Annotated in this window: 14 protein-coding genes; 4 read left to right on the top strand and 10 right to left on the bottom strand. The window is 69.3% G+C overall.

The annotated features are described in order from the left end of the window. Nucleotides 1–45: 45 nt before the first annotated feature. The 7 genes from IFT89_RS09205 to IFT89_RS09175 all read right to left on the bottom strand — a co-directional run bounded on the left by IFT89_RS09205 (nucleotide 46) and on the right by IFT89_RS09175 (nucleotide 7,113). Complete coding sequence (locus tag IFT89_RS09205) at nucleotides 46–531, bottom strand: hypothetical protein (protein WP_085513235.1); 486 nt, start codon at nucleotides 529–531, stop codon at nucleotides 46–48. Then, nucleotides 528–1,793 carry an MraY family glycosyltransferase gene (locus IFT89_RS09200; protein WP_191941406.1) on the bottom strand — a complete coding sequence of 422 codons (1,266 nt, stop codon included), beginning with the start codon at nucleotides 1,791–1,793 and terminating at the stop codon, nucleotides 528–530. Before IFT89_RS09200 ends, IFT89_RS09205 begins: the two co-directional genes overlap by 4 nt. Continuing rightward, on the bottom strand, nucleotides 1,790–2,458 hold the full coding sequence (locus IFT89_RS09195) for an L-threonylcarbamoyladenylate synthase (protein ID WP_079707193.1): 669 nt from the start codon (nucleotides 2,456–2,458) through the stop codon (nucleotides 1,790–1,792). Before IFT89_RS09195 ends, IFT89_RS09200 begins: the two co-directional genes overlap by 4 nt. A 73-nt stretch (nucleotides 2,459–2,531) precedes the next feature. After that, complete coding sequence (locus IFT89_RS09190) at nucleotides 2,532–3,518, bottom strand: MraY family glycosyltransferase (RefSeq protein WP_137243295.1); 987 nt, start codon at nucleotides 3,516–3,518, stop codon at nucleotides 2,532–2,534. Further along, entirely contained in the window at nucleotides 3,515–5,335 is a 1,821-nt protein-coding gene (locus IFT89_RS09185; protein WP_079002758.1) for a polysaccharide biosynthesis protein, read from the bottom strand. Before IFT89_RS09185 ends, IFT89_RS09190 begins: the two co-directional genes overlap by 4 nt. A gap of 12 nt (nucleotides 5,336–5,347) precedes the next feature. Further along, complete coding sequence (locus IFT89_RS09180) at nucleotides 5,348–6,319, bottom strand: NAD-dependent epimerase/dehydratase family protein (RefSeq protein ID WP_191941409.1); 972 nt, start codon at nucleotides 6,317–6,319, stop codon at nucleotides 5,348–5,350. Continuing rightward, nucleotides 6,316–7,113 (bottom strand): glycosyltransferase family 2 protein, encoded by a 798-nt coding sequence (locus tag IFT89_RS09175; protein ID WP_139382577.1) that lies wholly within the window; start codon nucleotides 7,111–7,113, stop codon nucleotides 6,316–6,318. Before IFT89_RS09175 ends, IFT89_RS09180 begins: the two co-directional genes overlap by 4 nt. Nucleotides 7,114–7,238: 125 nt before the next feature. Between IFT89_RS09175 and IFT89_RS09170 the strand changes: the two genes are divergently transcribed. Then, nucleotides 7,239–7,877: an HAD-IA family hydrolase gene (locus IFT89_RS09170; RefSeq protein ID WP_307783483.1), complete on the top strand. Its 639-nt coding sequence runs from the start codon at nucleotides 7,239–7,241 to the stop codon at nucleotides 7,875–7,877. Between the two features lie 200 nt (nucleotides 7,878–8,077). Here the strand turns inward: IFT89_RS09170 and prmC are convergent, their stop codons facing one another. Continuing rightward, entirely contained in the window at nucleotides 8,078–8,986 is a 909-nt protein-coding gene (gene prmC, locus IFT89_RS09165) for a peptide chain release factor N(5)-glutamine methyltransferase (RefSeq protein WP_244650672.1), read from the bottom strand. A gap of 162 nt (nucleotides 8,987–9,148) precedes the next feature. Between prmC and cysK the strand changes: the two genes are divergently transcribed. The 3 genes from cysK (at nucleotide 9,149) to IFT89_RS09150 (ending at nucleotide 12,312) form a co-directional block, all read left to right on the top strand. Further along, complete coding sequence (gene cysK / locus IFT89_RS09160) at nucleotides 9,149–10,087, top strand: cysteine synthase A (RefSeq protein WP_064295302.1); 939 nt, start codon at nucleotides 9,149–9,151, stop codon at nucleotides 10,085–10,087. Nucleotides 10,088–10,096: 9 nt separating this feature from the next. Then, on the top strand, nucleotides 10,097–10,663 hold the full coding sequence (epsC, locus tag IFT89_RS09155) for a serine O-acetyltransferase EpsC (RefSeq protein WP_192018552.1): 567 nt from the start codon (nucleotides 10,097–10,099) through the stop codon (nucleotides 10,661–10,663). Between the two features lie 92 nt (nucleotides 10,664–10,755). Further along, the gene (locus IFT89_RS09150) at nucleotides 10,756–12,312 is read left to right on the top strand and encodes an ABC-F family ATP-binding cassette domain-containing protein (RefSeq protein ID WP_202938797.1); all 1,557 of its coding nucleotides are present in this window, start codon (nucleotides 10,756–10,758) and stop codon (nucleotides 12,310–12,312) included. Between the two features lie 65 nt (nucleotides 12,313–12,377). On the opposite strand, the gene prfA is transcribed toward IFT89_RS09150, so the two are convergent. Together prfA and rho are read right to left on the bottom strand one after the other, a co-directional pair. Next, nucleotides 12,378–13,457 carry a peptide chain release factor 1 gene (gene prfA, locus IFT89_RS09145; protein ID WP_071262434.1) on the bottom strand — a complete coding sequence of 360 codons (1,080 nt, stop codon included), beginning with the start codon at nucleotides 13,455–13,457 and terminating at the stop codon, nucleotides 12,378–12,380. Between the two features lie 109 nt (nucleotides 13,458–13,566). Beyond that, on the bottom strand, nucleotides 13,567–15,276 hold a 1,710-nt coding region (gene rho / locus IFT89_RS09140; RefSeq protein ID WP_202938796.1), incomplete at its 5' end, for a transcription termination factor Rho.

Raw genomic sequence — 15,276 nt, 5'->3', positions numbered from 1 at the left:
ACCGGTTCCGGCATGCTCCCGCGCGACCTGGATGCGTCCGCAGCGTCAGCCCTGGTCGGAGTCCTGCGGCGACGCCTTCGGGAGGATGTCGTCCGAGACGTAGGGCACCCGCACCTTCGCCGCCACGACGGCGTCGATCACGAGCGATCCGACGACACCGACGATGACGCTCCCGAACAGGATCGGTGCGTTGACCCACGGCTGGTCCTTCAGGATGAAGCCGAGCACGAGGAAGATGACGAACTTCACGAGCCAGCTGCCCATCACCACCCCGAACAGGATGCCGACGAAGAACTCCTGGCCGGACCAGCGGTTGGCGAAGAGGATGCTCACCGAGGTGATGCCGAGGAACACGAGCGCCATCGCGGTGCCGATGAGCGCACTCGTGAGGCCGCGGGAACCGTCGACGCTCCAGCCGACCACTCCCCCGACGACGGCGATCACGAGCGCGAGGAGCGCGCTGTACCGGAGTGCCGTGCGGAAGACCCGGTTGGCGCTCGCGTGCGAGCCGGCCTGGGCGGGAGGAGTCATGGGTGCTGGTCCTTCTTGGCGAGAGAGTCGAGGGTGTCGAGGGTGTCGCCGCTCACGGGCGCCTCGGGGTCGCGCTGCCCGGAGGCCTCGTCGAGCCGATCGTACAGCGCCGACCCGGGAGCGCCCTCCGTGCCGGCGGCCACGCGCTGCGCGAGCCGGTCGGCCCGCCTGCGGCGACCGATCGGCAGGAGCGTGAACGCCGTGCAGGTGACGACGCCCACGGTGACGAAGAGCACGGCCAGCCAGGTCGGGGCCGCGAAGAACGCCAGGCATCCGACGGAGATGACGACCGTCCAGCCGTAGAAGATGAGGACGGCGTGCACCTGGCTGTGACCGAGGTCGAGCAGCCGGTGGTGGAGGTGCATCCGGTCGGCGCTGAACGGCGACTTGCCGGCGCGGAGACGACGGAGGACGGCCAGCACGAAGTCGGCGAGCGGCACGACCAGGATGGCGAACGGCAGCAGGATCGGGATGAACGCGGGCAAGAGTTGCGTGCGGCCCAGGGCAGCCGGGTCGACCTGGCCGGTCACGGCGGCTGCGGAGGTCGCCATGAGCAGCCCCACGAGCAGCGCACCGGCATCGCCCATGAACAGTCGGGCGGGGTGCCAGTTGAGCGGGAGGAAGCCGAGGCACGCACCGACGAGGATCGCGGCGATCAGCGAAGCGAGGTTGAAGTAGTCGCTCGCCCCGGTGGAGGTCACGAGCAGCTGGGTGTAGACGAAGAACACGGTGTTCGCGATGACGGCGACACCGGCGACGAGCCCGTCGAGTCCGTCGACGAAGTTGATCGCGTTCATCACGAGCACGATGGCGAAGACCGTCATCGAGAAGGACACCCACGACGAACCGACCGTCAGTCCACCGATGGGTAGGGAGTAGATCTGCACACCGAGCCAGGCGACGAGCCCTGCCGCCATGAACTGCGCGGCGAGCTTGATCATCCAGTCGAGGTCCCACAGGTCGTCGGCGACACCGATGCCGACGATGAACAGGGCGGCACCGAGGATCGCCAGCACCGGCTCCGGATCGGCGAACACGAGGTCGAAGAAGGGCAGCTGCCAGGCCACGCCGAACGCGACGAGGATGCCGATGAACATCGCGACCCCACCGAGGCGCGGCGTCGGCGTCTGGTGGACGTCCCGTTCGCGGATCGGCGGGTGGAGACCGTACTTCACACCGACCCGCCGCGCGAGGTGTGCGAAGCCGAAGGTGATGCCCGCGCTCACGACGAGCACGATGAGGTACCCGGAGAACTGGTTCATGGTTCGCGCGGCTCGGGGAGCAGATCGCCCACCACGCCGCGGATCGCCTCGCGGGAGACGGCTCCATCGCGCAGGACGACGATCCGTTCGTCGGCCGTGCCGAGTCGGGTCGCGTCGATGATCGTCGACGACTGCTCGCCGCTCTCGCCGCCGTCGAGGTAGACCGAGACCGAGTCGCCGAGCATCTCGAGCGCGGCAGCGGCGGAGGTGGCGGCCGGTCGGCCGGTGAGGTTCGCCGAGGAGACCGCGAGCGGGCCCGTGTCCTGCAGGAGTTCGAGGGTCACCGGGTTCGACGGCATCCGGAGCGCGACCGTACCGGCGGTCTCGCCGAGGTCCCAGGCGAGCGACGGCTGGGCCTCGAGCACGATGGTCAGGCCGCCGGGCCAGAACGCCTCGACCAGCCGGTGCACGGCATCGGGCACGGACGCCGCCAAGGCCTCGAGCGTGTTCACACCCGAGACGAGGACGGGCGGCGGTGACTGCCGGGTCCGACCCTTCGCGTCGAGCAGGCGCTGTACCGCGGCCGGCGAGAACGCGTCGGCGGCCACCCCGTAGACCGTGTCGGTCGGGAGCACGACCAGCTCACCCCTCGCCAGGGCCGTCCGCGCCAGGCGCATCCCGGCGAGCAGCTGCGCGTGATCCTGGCAATCGAAGGTCTGCGGCATGTGGTGGGTCCTGGCTGAACGGGGCCGCCGATCGGTGATCAGTCGGCCGGATGATCGGGGTGACGACGCTCAATCATAGCCTCGGGCGTCTTCCGAGCAGTCTGGGCAGGCACAGGTAGACGGCGAGGACGAGCAGGATGCCGAGGACGGCGAGGACCTGGAAGGGCCAGGCGCCGGTCGCGACGACCACCCCGAGGAGTCCGGTGGCGAGGGTCGCGACGCTGACGACGGCGGTGGACCCGAGGTGACCGAGTCCGCCGGCGGCGAGACGCTGGTACACGTGGCTGCGATGTGCCTCGTGCAGCGGCTCCCCCCGCCGCCAGCGCGCGATGATCGTCGTCCCGGTGTCCGCGACGTACACGAGGACCGGGCCGATCAGCGCGACGAAGGAGATACCGCTGAAGGCCGCGTAGATGGCGACCGCGACGAGGGAGCCGCCGAGGAGGTAGCTGCCGACGTCGCCCAGGAACATCCGGCGCCGAGCGAGGTTCCACGGCAGGAACCCGAGGAACGCGGCCGCCACGACGAGGCCGGCTGCCGTGACGCCCGGGAGACCGGCCACGGCGCCGAGACCGGCGTAGAACCCGCCGACGACCGTGCCGTGCATCGAGGAGATGCCGTTGACGCCGTCCATGAAGTTCGCGATGTTCGTGTAAGCGACGAGTGCCAGGATCCCGAGCGGGATCCACCAGAAACTCGCGGCCATCGACACGACGAGCACCCAGGTCGCCACGAGTCCGAGCACGACCTGCAACCCGAAGCGCACCCGGACGGGGAGTCCGCGGACGTCCTCCACGGCTCCGATGGCAGCGTTCACGACCGACACGGCGGCGACGATCCAGAGCGGCAGGCTGTGGAGCAGGACCGCCGCCGTGCCGAGACCGACGGCGACCGCGACGGCGACGCCGATCCCTCCCCCGCGGATCGTCGGGGTGACGTGCATGGATCGGTGGTTCGGGGTGTCGACGACCGACCGACGGATGAGGATCGGGCGGATGGCGAGCTGGGACAGCAGGCTCACGACGAGCGCGAGCACCCCCGCCAGGATGGCAACCGTCATTGCACCAGGTGGTGGGTGCCGGCGCCCTCGTCGGCGATCGTCTCCCGCCAGACGGCGATGTCGAGCAGTGCCGGGTCGAGCGGCTGGATCCGCGTGTGCGAGACCTTCGGGTGCTTCGAGCGGTCGGCGATCTCGTCGGTGTCGATGAGGACCTCGTGCAGCTTCTCGCCGTGCCGGAGACCGGTGTACACGATCTCGACGTCCTTGCCGGACGCGGCGATCATGCGCTTGGCGACGTCGAGGATGCGGACCGGACGGCCCATGTCGAGGATGAGGACCTCGCCCGGGTCGCCGATCGCGCCGGCCTGGATGACGAGCTTCGACGCTTCGGGGATCGTCATGAAGAAGCGGGTGACGTCGGGATGCGTGACCGTGACCGGACCGCCGGCCTCGATCTGGGCGGTGAACGCCGGGATGGCGGAGCCTCTGCTGCCGATGACGTTGCCGAACCGGACCGAGAGGTACCGTGCGTCGGTCTCCTGGGCACTCATCCAGGCGGTGAGCTTCTCGGCGATGCGCTTGCTGTAGCCGAGGACGGTCGTCGGGTTCGCGGCCTTGTCGGTCGAGATGTTGACGAAGGTGCCGACGCCGACGGCCCGCGCCGCGTTCAGCACGTTCAGGGTGCCGAGGACGTTGTTCTTCCAGGCCTCGTCGGGGTACTGCTCGAGCATCGGAGCGTGCTTCAGTGCTGCCGCGTGGAAGACGACGTCGGGACGGCGGTCCTCGAAGATCTCCATGAGCGACGGGAGGTCGCGGATGTCGGCGAGCACGACCTCCTTGGTGTCGAGCAGACCGTGCCCGGAGATCGAGAGCTGCGTGGTGTGGAGCCCCGTCTCGTCGCGGTCAAGCAGGACGAGCTCCGCCGGACCGAACTGGTTGACCTGCCGGGCGATCTCGGAGCCGATGGATCCGCCGGCACCGGTGACGAGCACGCGCTTGCCGGTGAGGTACCCCGCGATGCTCTCGACCTGCAGGTCGACGGTGTTGCGGCCGATGAAGTCCTCGACGTTGAGGTCGCGCAGGCTCGGCGCGCTCTCGCCCGTCCCGGGAGCCAGCATCGTGTCGATGGGCGGCACGACGAGCACCCGGAGCTTCGCCTCGTCGGCTCGCTCACTGACCTGGCGGATGAAGTCGTTGTCGACGTCCGCGATGCTGATGATGAGCGCCTGCGCCCCGGTGCGCTTGACGGCCGCCACCAGGTCGGCTCCCGTGCCGACCACGGCGACGGAGGCGATGCGGAAGTTGCGCTTCGAGGGGTCGTCGTCGATGACACCCACCGGGAGGTAGGGCGACTGCGGGTCGCGCATGAGCCGAGGGATGATCGACATCCCGAGCGCACCGGCTCCGTAGACGAGGACGCGCTGCGCCTCGATCGGCCGGCTGCGGCTGTCGACGAAGAGTCGCTTGACGTAGCGCGTGATGCCCATGAAGACGATCGCGAACGGGAACGCGATCACCGTGGTGGACCGTGGAACCCCCCACGCGACGCCGAACACCGCGTTGACCGCGATGAGGATCGCGGTGACGATCAGCGCGACGACGATGAGCTGTTTCGCCTCGTAGAAGCTGCCGAAGCTGTGCAGGCCGTGGTAGTAGCTCCACAGGTAGGCCACGACGAGCTGGGCGACCACGGCGATGACGCACAGGAGGACCGTCCCGACGAGGGCCACGCGCTCGTACTCGAGCTCGAACCGGACGAGCTGGGCGACCACGATGGCGAGCACCCAGCACAGTGCGTCGAGGGCGGTCTTCGCGGCGAAACGAGGACCGGGCGCCTGCGTCCATCTACGGGGGGCGTCGGGGAGCGTGGAGGTCATAACGTGTCGATCCTACCGATCGCCGGCTTCGCGTTGGCTGCGCACGGACTGCGCGTCGGGGCCGGGCGCACCGCGCTCCGCGGCGAGCGCTGCGATCGAGGACCGGAGACCGTCGTCCGTCGCCGTCGGCATGCGCTCGTGCCCGAGTGCACCGAGCAGTCGGGCTCCGGAGACGCGGTAGTCCTCGGTGAGCTTCGCGAGACGCCCGGAGTTGAGCGGCACGGCGGGGACGCGATCGCCGACGGCGGCCGCCAACCGCACGAGGGCCGGTGGGAGCGCCAGGCGACGGACCCGGCGACCGGTGACCTCGCCGATGAGGGTGACGAGGTGCCCCGTCGACACGGGCTCGTCGTCGGCGACGAGGTAGACACCCGTCGTGACGGCGGGCGTGTCGATGATGCTCGTGATCGCCCACGTGAGGTTCTGGATCGACACGAAGCTGCGCTCGTTGCGGAAGGCGTCGAGCGGGTACGGGATACCGCGGGACAGCAGACCGAACAGGAGGCGCAGGTTGCCCTTGTCCCCCGGCCCGTGCACCATCGTCGGACGGAGGACGATCGTCCGGCGACCGGCGGGCGGTTCGACGGCGAGCAGGAGCCGCTCGGCTGCGAGCTTCGACTTCCCGTACGCGGTCACCGGGTGGGGCTCGGCGGACTCGTCGAGCACGCCGTCGACCGTCGCCTCGTTCACCGCGGCGACGCTGCTCAGCTGGATGAAGGTGGCGGCGTCCGACGCCAGGAAGGCGACGTACGCGCGTTCGGCGAGGTCGGTGTTGATCCGGCGGTACACCTCGGGAGAGGCGGTGCCGTCGAGGTCGTGCGCCTTCCCGGCGAGGTTCACCACGACATCGACATCCGCGGGGAAGGGCTCCCCCGTCCACCCGCGCAACGAGAACGGCACGACCTCGTGTCCGGCCGCCTCGAGGACGGGGACGAGGTTCGTCCCGATGAAGCCGGTCGCACCGGTCACGAGCACCCGGCTCATCGTCCGAACCATCCCCACGTGCGGAAGTAGACGAAGGCCCCCTGGATCGAGTACCACATCAGCTTCCGGTTGTGATGCGAGCCCTTCGCGAAGTGGTGGTGGATCGTCGCGCCGGGGTAGTACGCGGTCCGGGACACCTGGAGGAAGCGTCGGGTGAGGTCGGCGTCCTCGATGTACATGAAGATCCGCTCGTCGAAGAAGCCGACGCGGTGCAGGGTCGAGGTCCGGAGGAACATGAAGCACCCCGAGAGGTAGGGCACGTCGAACATCGTCTTGCTGTAGTCGTGCGCCGGGTTCTCGTCGATGTCGCGGTACTCGTAGCGGGCCATGCGCTTCGCGACGAGCGGCTTCAGCGGACCGGGCAGGAATCGGCGGGCGAACAGGTCGAAGACGGAGGGGTTCCGCTTCACCAGGTACTGGAGGGATCCGTCGGGGTACAGCACCTTCGGCATGACGTGCCCGACCTCGGGGTGCTCGAGCATGAACTCGTGGAGCTGCTCGATCGCCTCCGGCTCGAAGTACACGTCCGGGTTGACCACCATGTGGAACTTCGAGCGCCCGAGGACCTTCGCGATCGCGAGGTTGTGGGCGGCGCCGAAGCCGGGGTTCGAGGGGTTGTGCAGGTACTCGACCCGCGGGTCGACCACGAGGTCGCGGAGCTCGTCCGTCGGCGAGTTGTCGACGAGGTAGAGCGTCTCGACGAGCGGGCTCCCGAGGGTCGAGTCGATGGCCGCACGCAGCTTGTCGCGATCGTTCCGGTACATGACGATGCAGGCGGTCACAGGACGGTCCACGGTTCACCCTCTCCGGCGGCGGGGACGGCACCGCCGAGGCACGACGGACGTGGGCCCGACGCGCCTGGTCAGTCTACGTGCTGCCCGCGTCCGGTCCTGGGAGCCCGGGGCCGCATACTGGAGTGGTGCCAGAGCGTGTGTTCTTCTTCGACTGCGACAAGACCCTGTACGACTACGACTTCCGGAAACGCCTCCCGGCGCTCTCCCGGTTGACGGGTGTGAGCCAGTACCGGCTCGCGAAGCAGTGGTGGGTCGGCGGCCACGAGGCCGCGGCCAACATCGGCGAGTACCCGACGAGTGACGACTATCTGGCGGTGTTCGCCGAGGTCACCGGGTACCCACTGTCACTCGAGGAGTGGCGCGAGGCCCGTGCGGCGGCGATGACCCCGGTTCCCGGCGTCCTGGCCACCCTCGCCCGTGCCGCGACCCTCGGCACGGTCTCCCTGCTGTCGAACAATCCGATCCCGTTCCGGGACTCCTTCGCGCAGCTGGCTCCCGAGGCCGCAGCCCTCCTCGGCGAGAACGACCTCGTGTCCGCCGTCCTCGGAGCGGAGAAGCCCGAGCCCCGTGTCTACACCCGCGCGCTCAGCCGGTACGGCGTCGCACCCGGCCGCACCATGCTCATCGACGACTCCGCAGCGAACTGCGTGGGCGCCGAGGCCGTGGGGATGCACGCGTTCCAACTGACGAAGGACGCCTCAGGTGCCTTCGACGTCGCGGGACTCGACGCCGCGGTCGACGCCTTCGTGGCGGCCACACCCTGACTCGGCCCACCGGGCGGTGCGTCCCACCGGCCACCGAACCGAACCACCGGTCCCTGAGCCGACCCATCGGTCCCTGAGCCGACCCATCGGTCCCTGAGCTTGTCGAAGGGCGGCGGATCCACGGCTCGGACTCGCCCTTCGACAGGCTCAGGGACCGGAAGAGGGGCCTACGGAGCTGAGAAGCGCGGGCTCGCGACGCGTCAGCGGATCGCGATGGTGGTGCGGTCGCGGGTGGTGAGGTCGCGGTGCGTCGCCGCAGCGTGCCAGCCGTCGGCCGTGAGCAGCTCGCGGATGGCCTGCCCCTGGAGTTCACCGTGCTCGATGATGAGCGTGCCGCCCCGGTGGAGCAGTCGCTGCGCGGTGGCGGACACCTGGCGCACCACGTCGAGACCGTCCGGCCCGCCGTACAGCGCGGCCGAGGGGTCGTGGAGACGCACTTCGGGATCGCGCGGGATCGCGTCGTCCGGGACGTACGGAGGGTTCGAGATCACGACGTCCACCGAGCCGTCGAGCTCGTGAAAGGCGTCGGCGAGGTGCTCGAAGACCACGGTGGCGTTGGCTGCACCGGATTCGGCGAAGTTCCGTCTCGCCCAGATGAACGCCTCGACCGAGTTCTCGGTCGCGTAGATCGCCGCGTTCGGGACTTCGGTCGCCATCGCCAGCGCGATCGCTCCACTGCCGGTGCCGAGGTCGACGCCGATGGGCCGAGGGATCGGCACGGCTCGGAGCGCGTCGATCGCGAACTGCACGACCGACTCGGTCTCGGGGCGCGGGACGAAGACGCCCGGTCCGACCGCGAGTTCCATCGAACGGAACGCGGCGCGACCGGTGATGTGCTGCAGCGGTTCGCGCGCGGCCCGACGCTCGACCAGCTCGGCGAACACGGTGCGCTCTTCGGCGTCGAGCACGCGACCGGTGATCGCCGCGGCCTGCACGGCACCACGACCGAGGCCGAGCACGTGTCCGAGGAGGAGCTCCGCGTCGACGTCGGGTGACGGCACGGCTGCGCGGGTGAGGATCTCGACGGCGTGTTGGCGCGCGAGTTCGACGGTCGCAGGGTGGCCGGCGGACGGGGTGTCTGCGGCGGCGGCGGAAGGGGTGCTGGGCATGAGCGAGGTCATCATCTGGGGCGGCCTGGTCGGGTGGGCCGCACCGAGCCTACCCCACCGCCTCGGCGCGGCGGCGGGCCGGTAACCCTCGTCGTCACACGGGACCCCGCCGATCGACCAGGTCGTAGGCTGAACCGAGCCCGTTCGAGGAAGAGGAACACCGTGACCGGCACCGTCTACACCGACATCACCCAGGCCTACGGGCGCACCCCGCTCGTCCGCCTGAACCGCATCGCCGAGGGCGTCGGCGCGACCGTCCTGGCGAAGCTGGAGTTCTACAATCCCGGATCGAGCGTCAAGGACCGCCTGGGCATCGCGCTCGTCGACGCGGCGGAGGCCTCGGGCCAGCTGCAGCCGGGAGGGACCATCGTCGAGTCGACGAGCGGGAACACCGGCATCGCGCTCGCCCTCGTGGGAGCCGCCCGGGGCTACCGGGTCATCCTCACGATGCCGGCCTCGATGAGCAAGGAACGCCGGACCCTCCTCCGCGCCTACGGTGCCGAGCTCGTCCTCACCGATCCGACGAAGGGGATGGCGAACGCCGTGCAGGAGGCGCAGCGCATCGTCGCCGAGAACCCCGGCGCCGTCTGGGTCAGGCAGTTCGAGAACGAGGCGAACCCCGCCATCCACCGGCGGACGACCGCACCCGAGATCTGGGAGGACACCGCCGGCACGGTCGACGCGTTCGTCGCGGGCATCGGGACGGGCGGGACGATCACGGGCGTCGGCGGCTGGCTCCGCGAGCACAACCCCGATGTGCAGATCATCGCCGTGGAGCCCGCGGACTCCCCGCTGCTCAGCGAGGGTCGCGCCGGTGGACACAAGATCCAGGGCATCGGCCCGAACTTCGTGCCCGACATCCTCGACACCTCCTTGTTCAGCGAGATCATCCCGGTCGAGACCGACACGGCCTACGCGACCGCACGACGCCTCGCGACCGACGACGGCATCATCGGCGGCATGTCCTCCGGCGCCGCGGTGTGGGCGGCCCTCGAAGTCGGCCGTCGGCCGGAGATGGCCGGCAAGACGATCGTCGTCATCATCCCCGACGCGGGCGAGCGCTACCTGTCGACGACGATGTACGACGACCTGCGCGACTAGGCTCGACGCATGGGAATGCTGTCGCGGGTCCGCGAGGACATCGGTGCCGCACGCGCACACGATCCGGCGGCCCGCGGCACCATCGAGATCGCACTCAGCTACTCCGGCCTGCACGCCGTCTGGGCATATCGGCTGCACCATCGCCTGTGGCGGCGCGGCTTCCGCACCCTCGCCCGGTTCGGCTCCCAGTTCACCCGGTTCCTCACCGGGATCGAGATCCACCCGGGCGCCCGGATCGGCAGGCGGTTCTTCATCGACCACGGCATGGGCGTCGTCATCGGCGAGACGGCCGAGGTGGGCGAGGACGTCATGATCTTCCACGGCGTGACCCTCGGCGGGAAGAGCCGCGGCGTCGGCAAGCGCCACCCGACGATCGGTGACGGCGTCGCCGTCGGAGCCGGGGCGAAGATCCTCGGGCCCATCCTGATCGGTGCGGGGACCATCGTCGGCGCGAACGCCGTCGTCACCAAGGCGTGCCCACCCCGCAGCCTGCTGCTCGGTGTCCCGGCGGTCGAGCGCCCGCGCGGGAGCGGCACGCACGGTCTCGCGTTGCTCGATCCCGAGTACCACATCTGATCCGCGCGAGGTGAGGTGATCCGTCGCCCACGCCTCCCCCGGACGACGATCTCCCGCATCCCACCCGCATCCCCGCTCCTCGAGAGGTCCCCATGAGTCTCATCCGCCTGCACGACGTCACCGTCCGGTTCGAGGAGCGCCCGGTGCTCCGCGACGTCTTCTTCCGGCTCGAGCCAGGCGACCGGGTCGGGCTCATCGGCCGGAACGGCTCCGGCAAGTCCACCCTCCTGAAGCTCGCGCTCGACCAGCTCCAACCGGACTCCGGCACCGTGACCATCGAGGACGGGACGCGGATCGGGTACTTCTCGCAGTTCTCGGAGCTCGACGGCAGCGCCACCATCACCGAGGTCCTCGAAGGACTCTTCGGTCACATCCACGCCATCGAGGCGGAACTCGCATCCATCGACGCCGCGATCGCCGCCGACCCGAACGACCTCGACGGGATGACGAAGCTCATCGAACGGCAGGCCGAGCTCTTCGAGGAGATGGAGCGCCAGGACGGTTGGGACTACCAGCGCCACATCGACACCGCCCTCACCACACTCGGCTTCGACGCCGCGCGCCGCGTGCTCCCCATCGACTCCCTCTCCGGCGGCTGGCGCAACCGCGCGGCGCTCGCGAAGATCCTCCTCGAGCGCCCGGACGTCCTGCTCCTCGACGAGCCGACGAACTTCCTCGACGTCGCGGGGGTCGAGTGGCTCGAATCCTGGTTCGGCTCGTTCCGCGGCGCGGCCATCGTCGTCTCGCACGACCGGACCTTCCTCGACGCCGTGGTCACCCGCATCGTCGAGGTCGAGAACTTCCACCTCCACGAGTATCCCGGCAGCTTCGACGAGTACGTCGTCCAGAAGCAGTTCCGACTCAAGAGCCTCGAGGCGCAGTTCGTCCACGAGTCCGAGCTGCTCGCCTTCGAGGCCGAGGGCATCTCGGACCGTCGCGAGGCGGCCAAGGCCGCCGGGAAGAAGGACCTCTCCTCGCAGCTGGCGAAGATCAAGAAGGCCAGGCCGCCGCGTCCGGTCGACGACATCATCACCGACATCTACGGCGGCCTGCACATCAAGGACACGCTCTGCCGGATCCAGGGGCTCACGAAGGCCTACGGCGAGCACACGCTGTTCGACGGGCTCGACCTCGAGATCGGCCGCCGCGAACGCATCGTCGTCCACGGACCGAACGGCGCGGGCAAGTCCACCTTCCTCCGGATCCTCGAGGGCGACGAACGCCCCGACTCCGGTCACGTCACCTGGACCGGCGGGGTCCGATACGCGTCCTACAACCAGATGGTCGACGAGCTGGACCTCACCGACACGGTCGCGCACGCCGTCGGCGCCATGCCCGACAGCCTCGCCTTCGCGGCGACGAAGAAGTCGGTGAACCGCTTCCTCGGCATGTTCCAGTTCTCCGACGCCGACCTCAAGCAGAAGATCGGCATGCTCTCGGGTGGGCAGCGCGCCCGCGTCGCCATGGCCCAGTGCCTGCTCTCCGGAGCTTCGGTGCTCCTCCTCGACGAGCCGACGAACCACCTGGACCTCGCGAGCACGCAGGTGATGGAACGCGCACTCGTGCACTTCCCCGGCGCCATCGTCGTGGTCAGCCACGACCGGTTCTTCGCCGACAAGGTCGCGACGAAGCGACTGCGCATCGGCTGAACGACGAAAGCTCAGTCGTGGTCGTCATCCGAGCGGGATGACGACCACGACTGCGCTTTCGAGTCCTAGTCCTGGTCGCCGATGTCGGCCAGGCGTGCCTCCTCGTCGGCGGTGATCGCCGATTCGATGATCGGCCCGAGCGCGCCGTTCATGACGCCGTCGAGGTTGTAGGCCTTGTACCCGGTCCGGTGGTCGGCGATCCGGTTCTCCGGGAAGTTGTAGGTGCGGATGCGCTCGGAGCGGTCCATCGTGCGGATCTGCGTCTTGCGGGCCGCGCTGTCGAGTGCCGCCTGCTCCTCCTGCTGACGCGCGAGGATGCGGGCGCGGAGCACGCGCATACCTGCCTCACGGTTCTGCAGCTGGCTCTTCTCGTTCTGCATCGACACCACGATGCCGGTCGGCAGGTGGGTGATACGCACCGCGGAGTCCGTGGTGTTGACCGACTGACCGCCGGGGCCGCTCGACCGGTAGACGTCGATCTTCAGGTCGTTCTGGCTGATCTCGACCTCCTCCGGCTCATCGACCTCGGGGAAGACGAGGACACCCGTCGTGGAGGTGTGGATGCGGCCCTGGGACTCGGTGGCCGGCACACGCTGCACGCGGTGCACGCCGCCCTCGTACTTGAGGTGCGCCCAGACCCCCTGCGACGGATCGGTCGCGTTCGACTTGATCGCCACCTGGACGTCCTTGTAGCCGCCGAGGTCGCTCTCGGTGCGTTCGAGGAGCTCGGTCTTCCACCCCTTGGACTCCGCGTAGTGCAGGTACATCCGGAGCAGGTCGGCGGCGAAGAGCGCGCTCTCGGCGCCGCCCTCGCCACCCTTGATCTCCATGATGACGTCGCGGCCGTCGTCGGGGTCGCGCGGGATGAGTAGACGGCGGAGCTTCTCCTGGTTGGTCACCAGCAGCTCTTCGAGCACCGGCACCTCCTCGGCGAACGCCTCGTCCTCCTTGGCGAGTTCCCGAGCGGCGTCGAGGTCCTCCTGCGTCGCCTGCCAGGTGTGGTAGGCCGCGATGATCTTCGACAGCTCGGCGTAGCGGCGGTTGATCTTCTTCGACCGTGCGGGGTCGGCGTGGACCGCCGGGTCGGCGAGCTGATCCTGGAGATCCTTGTGCTCGGCGACGAGCGTCTCAACTGATTCGAACATCGTTCTCTTCCTTCATCACCATCATGCGGCACCGGGGGCGAAACGGGACCGACCCCACCCGTTCCCGATGCCGGTGCGGCGCGGGTACGGATGGGGTCGGTCGGGACCGCTAGCGGTGGTTGTTCTCGTGTCCGTGGCTGTGCGAGGTCGGTGCGGGCATCGACTTCTGCATCTGGACGAGGAACTCCACGTTGGACGTGGTCTCCTTCAGCTTGCCGAGGACGACCTCGAGGGCCTGCTGCTGGTCGAGGCCGGCGAGGGCACGACGCAGCTTCCAGGTGACCTTGACCTCGTCGGGGGCGAGCAGCATCTCCTCGCGGCGGGTCGAGGACGCGTTGACGTCCACGGCCGGGAAGATCCGCTTGTCGGCGAGCTGGCGCGAGAGCCGGAGCTCCGAGTTGCCGGTGCCCTTGAACTCCTCGAAGATGACCTCGTCCATCTTGGAACCGGTCTCGACGAGCGCGGTCGCGAGGATCGTGAGGGATCCGCCGTTCTCGATGTTGCGAGCGGCTCCGAAGAAACGCTTCGGCGGGTACAGCGCCGCGGCGTCGACACCGCCGGAGAGGATCCGACCCGAGGCGGGTGCGGCCAGGTTGTAGGCACGACCGAGACGCGTGATCGAGTCGAGCAGCACGACGACGTCGTGGCCGAGCTCGACGAGACGCTTGGCGCGCTCGATCGCGAGTTCAGCGACCGTCGTGTGGTCCTCGGCCGGACGGTCGAAGGTGGAGGCGATGACCTCACCCTTCACCGTGCGCTGCATGTCGGTGACCTCTTCGGGACGCTCGTCGACGAGCACGACCATGAGGTGGACCTCAGGGTTGTTGATCGAGATCGCGTTGGCGATCTGCTGCAGGACGATGGTCTTCCCGGCCTTCGGCGGGGCGACGATCAGGCCGCGCTGGCCCTTGCCGATCGGTGCGACGAGGTCGATGATGCGCTGCGTGAGCTTCGTCTGCTCCGTCTCGAGACGGAGGCGCTCCTGCGGGTACAGCGGGGTCAGCTTGCCGAACTCGACGCGGGCGCCGGCCTCGTCGACGGACAGGCCGTTGACGGAGTCGACCTTGACGATCGCGTTGTACTTCTGGCGGCTGCTGCTGTCGTTGTCGCGCGGCTGACGGATGGCCCCGACGACGGCGTCGCCCTTGCGCAGGTGGTACTTCTTCACCTGGCCGAGCGAGACGTAGACGTCGTTGGTGCCCGGGAGGTAGCCGGAGGTGCGCACGAAGGCGTAGTTGTCGAGGACGTCGAGGATGCCGGCGACCGGGATGAGGACGTCGTCCTCGGCGATCTCAGGCTCGACGTCGTCGTTCTGCACGGATCCGCGACGCTTGCGGTCGCGGTAGCGGCTGCGGCCGCCACGACCCTCGGAGTCGTCGCCCGGTGCACCCTGGTTGCCCTGACCGCCCTGGTTGCCGCGGTTCTGCCCCTGCTGCTCCTGCTTGGCGTCGGCCTTCTGGCCGGCGTCGGCGTTCTGGCCACCGGTGTTCTGGTTGCCGTTGTTCTGGCCGCCGTTGTTCTGGTTGCGGCCTCGGCCACGACCGCGGCGCCCACCGGACGACTGGCCGTCCTGCTGCTCGCCGTCCTGGGTGTCGTCGGCGTCCGTGTTCGCGGCGTCGTCGTTCGAGTCCTGCTCGGAGGCGTTCTGTGCGGCGCGGTTCTGCTCGCCGCCGGCCTGCTCGCCGGTGCCCTGCTCAGCCGTGTTCTGCTCGGCGTCGTCGGCGTTGCGGTCGCGATCGCGTCCGCGACCACGGCGGTTGCCGCGCGAACGCCTCGGCGTCTGCTCGGGGGTCGTCTCGTCGGCGCTCGGCGACTCAGC

The sequence above is a fragment of the Plantibacter sp. CFBP 13570 genome, from assembly GCF_014841395.1.
Classification (GTDB): domain Bacteria; phylum Actinomycetota; class Actinomycetes; order Actinomycetales; family Microbacteriaceae; genus Plantibacter; species Plantibacter auratus.
The sequence above is the reverse complement of the archived record's forward strand: the minus strand, read 5'-3'. Positions and strand labels throughout refer to the sequence as shown.

Coding starts and splice junctions, on each gene's coding strand:
- IFT89_RS09205 (WP_085513235.1), bottom strand. CDS start 531: ATGACTCCTCCCGCCCAGGCCGGCTCGCACGCGAGCGCCAACCGGGTC.
- IFT89_RS09200 (WP_191941406.1), bottom strand. CDS start 1,793: ATGAACCAGTTCTCCGGGTACCTCATCGTGCTCGTCGTGAGCGCGGGC.
- IFT89_RS09195 (WP_079707193.1), bottom strand. CDS start 2,458: ATGCCGCAGACCTTCGATTGCCAGGATCACGCGCAGCTGCTCGCCGGG.
- IFT89_RS09190 (WP_137243295.1), bottom strand. CDS start 3,518: ATGACGGTTGCCATCCTGGCGGGGGTGCTCGCGCTCGTCGTGAGCCTG.
- IFT89_RS09185 (WP_079002758.1), bottom strand. CDS start 5,335: ATGACCTCCACGCTCCCCGACGCCCCCCGTAGATGGACGCAGGCGCCC.
- IFT89_RS09180 (WP_191941409.1), bottom strand. CDS start 6,319: ATGAGCCGGGTGCTCGTGACCGGTGCGACCGGCTTCATCGGGACGAAC.
- prmC (WP_244650672.1), bottom strand. CDS start 8,986: ATGCCCAGCACCCCTTCCGCCGCCGCCGCAGACACCCCGTCCGCCGGC.
- epsC (WP_192018552.1), top strand. CDS start 10,097: ATGGGAATGCTGTCGCGGGTCCGCGAGGACATCGGTGCCGCACGCGCA.
- IFT89_RS09150 (WP_202938797.1), top strand. CDS start 10,756: ATGAGTCTCATCCGCCTGCACGACGTCACCGTCCGGTTCGAGGAGCGC.
- prfA (WP_071262434.1), bottom strand. CDS start 13,457: ATGTTCGAATCAGTTGAGACGCTCGTCGCCGAGCACAAGGATCTCCAG.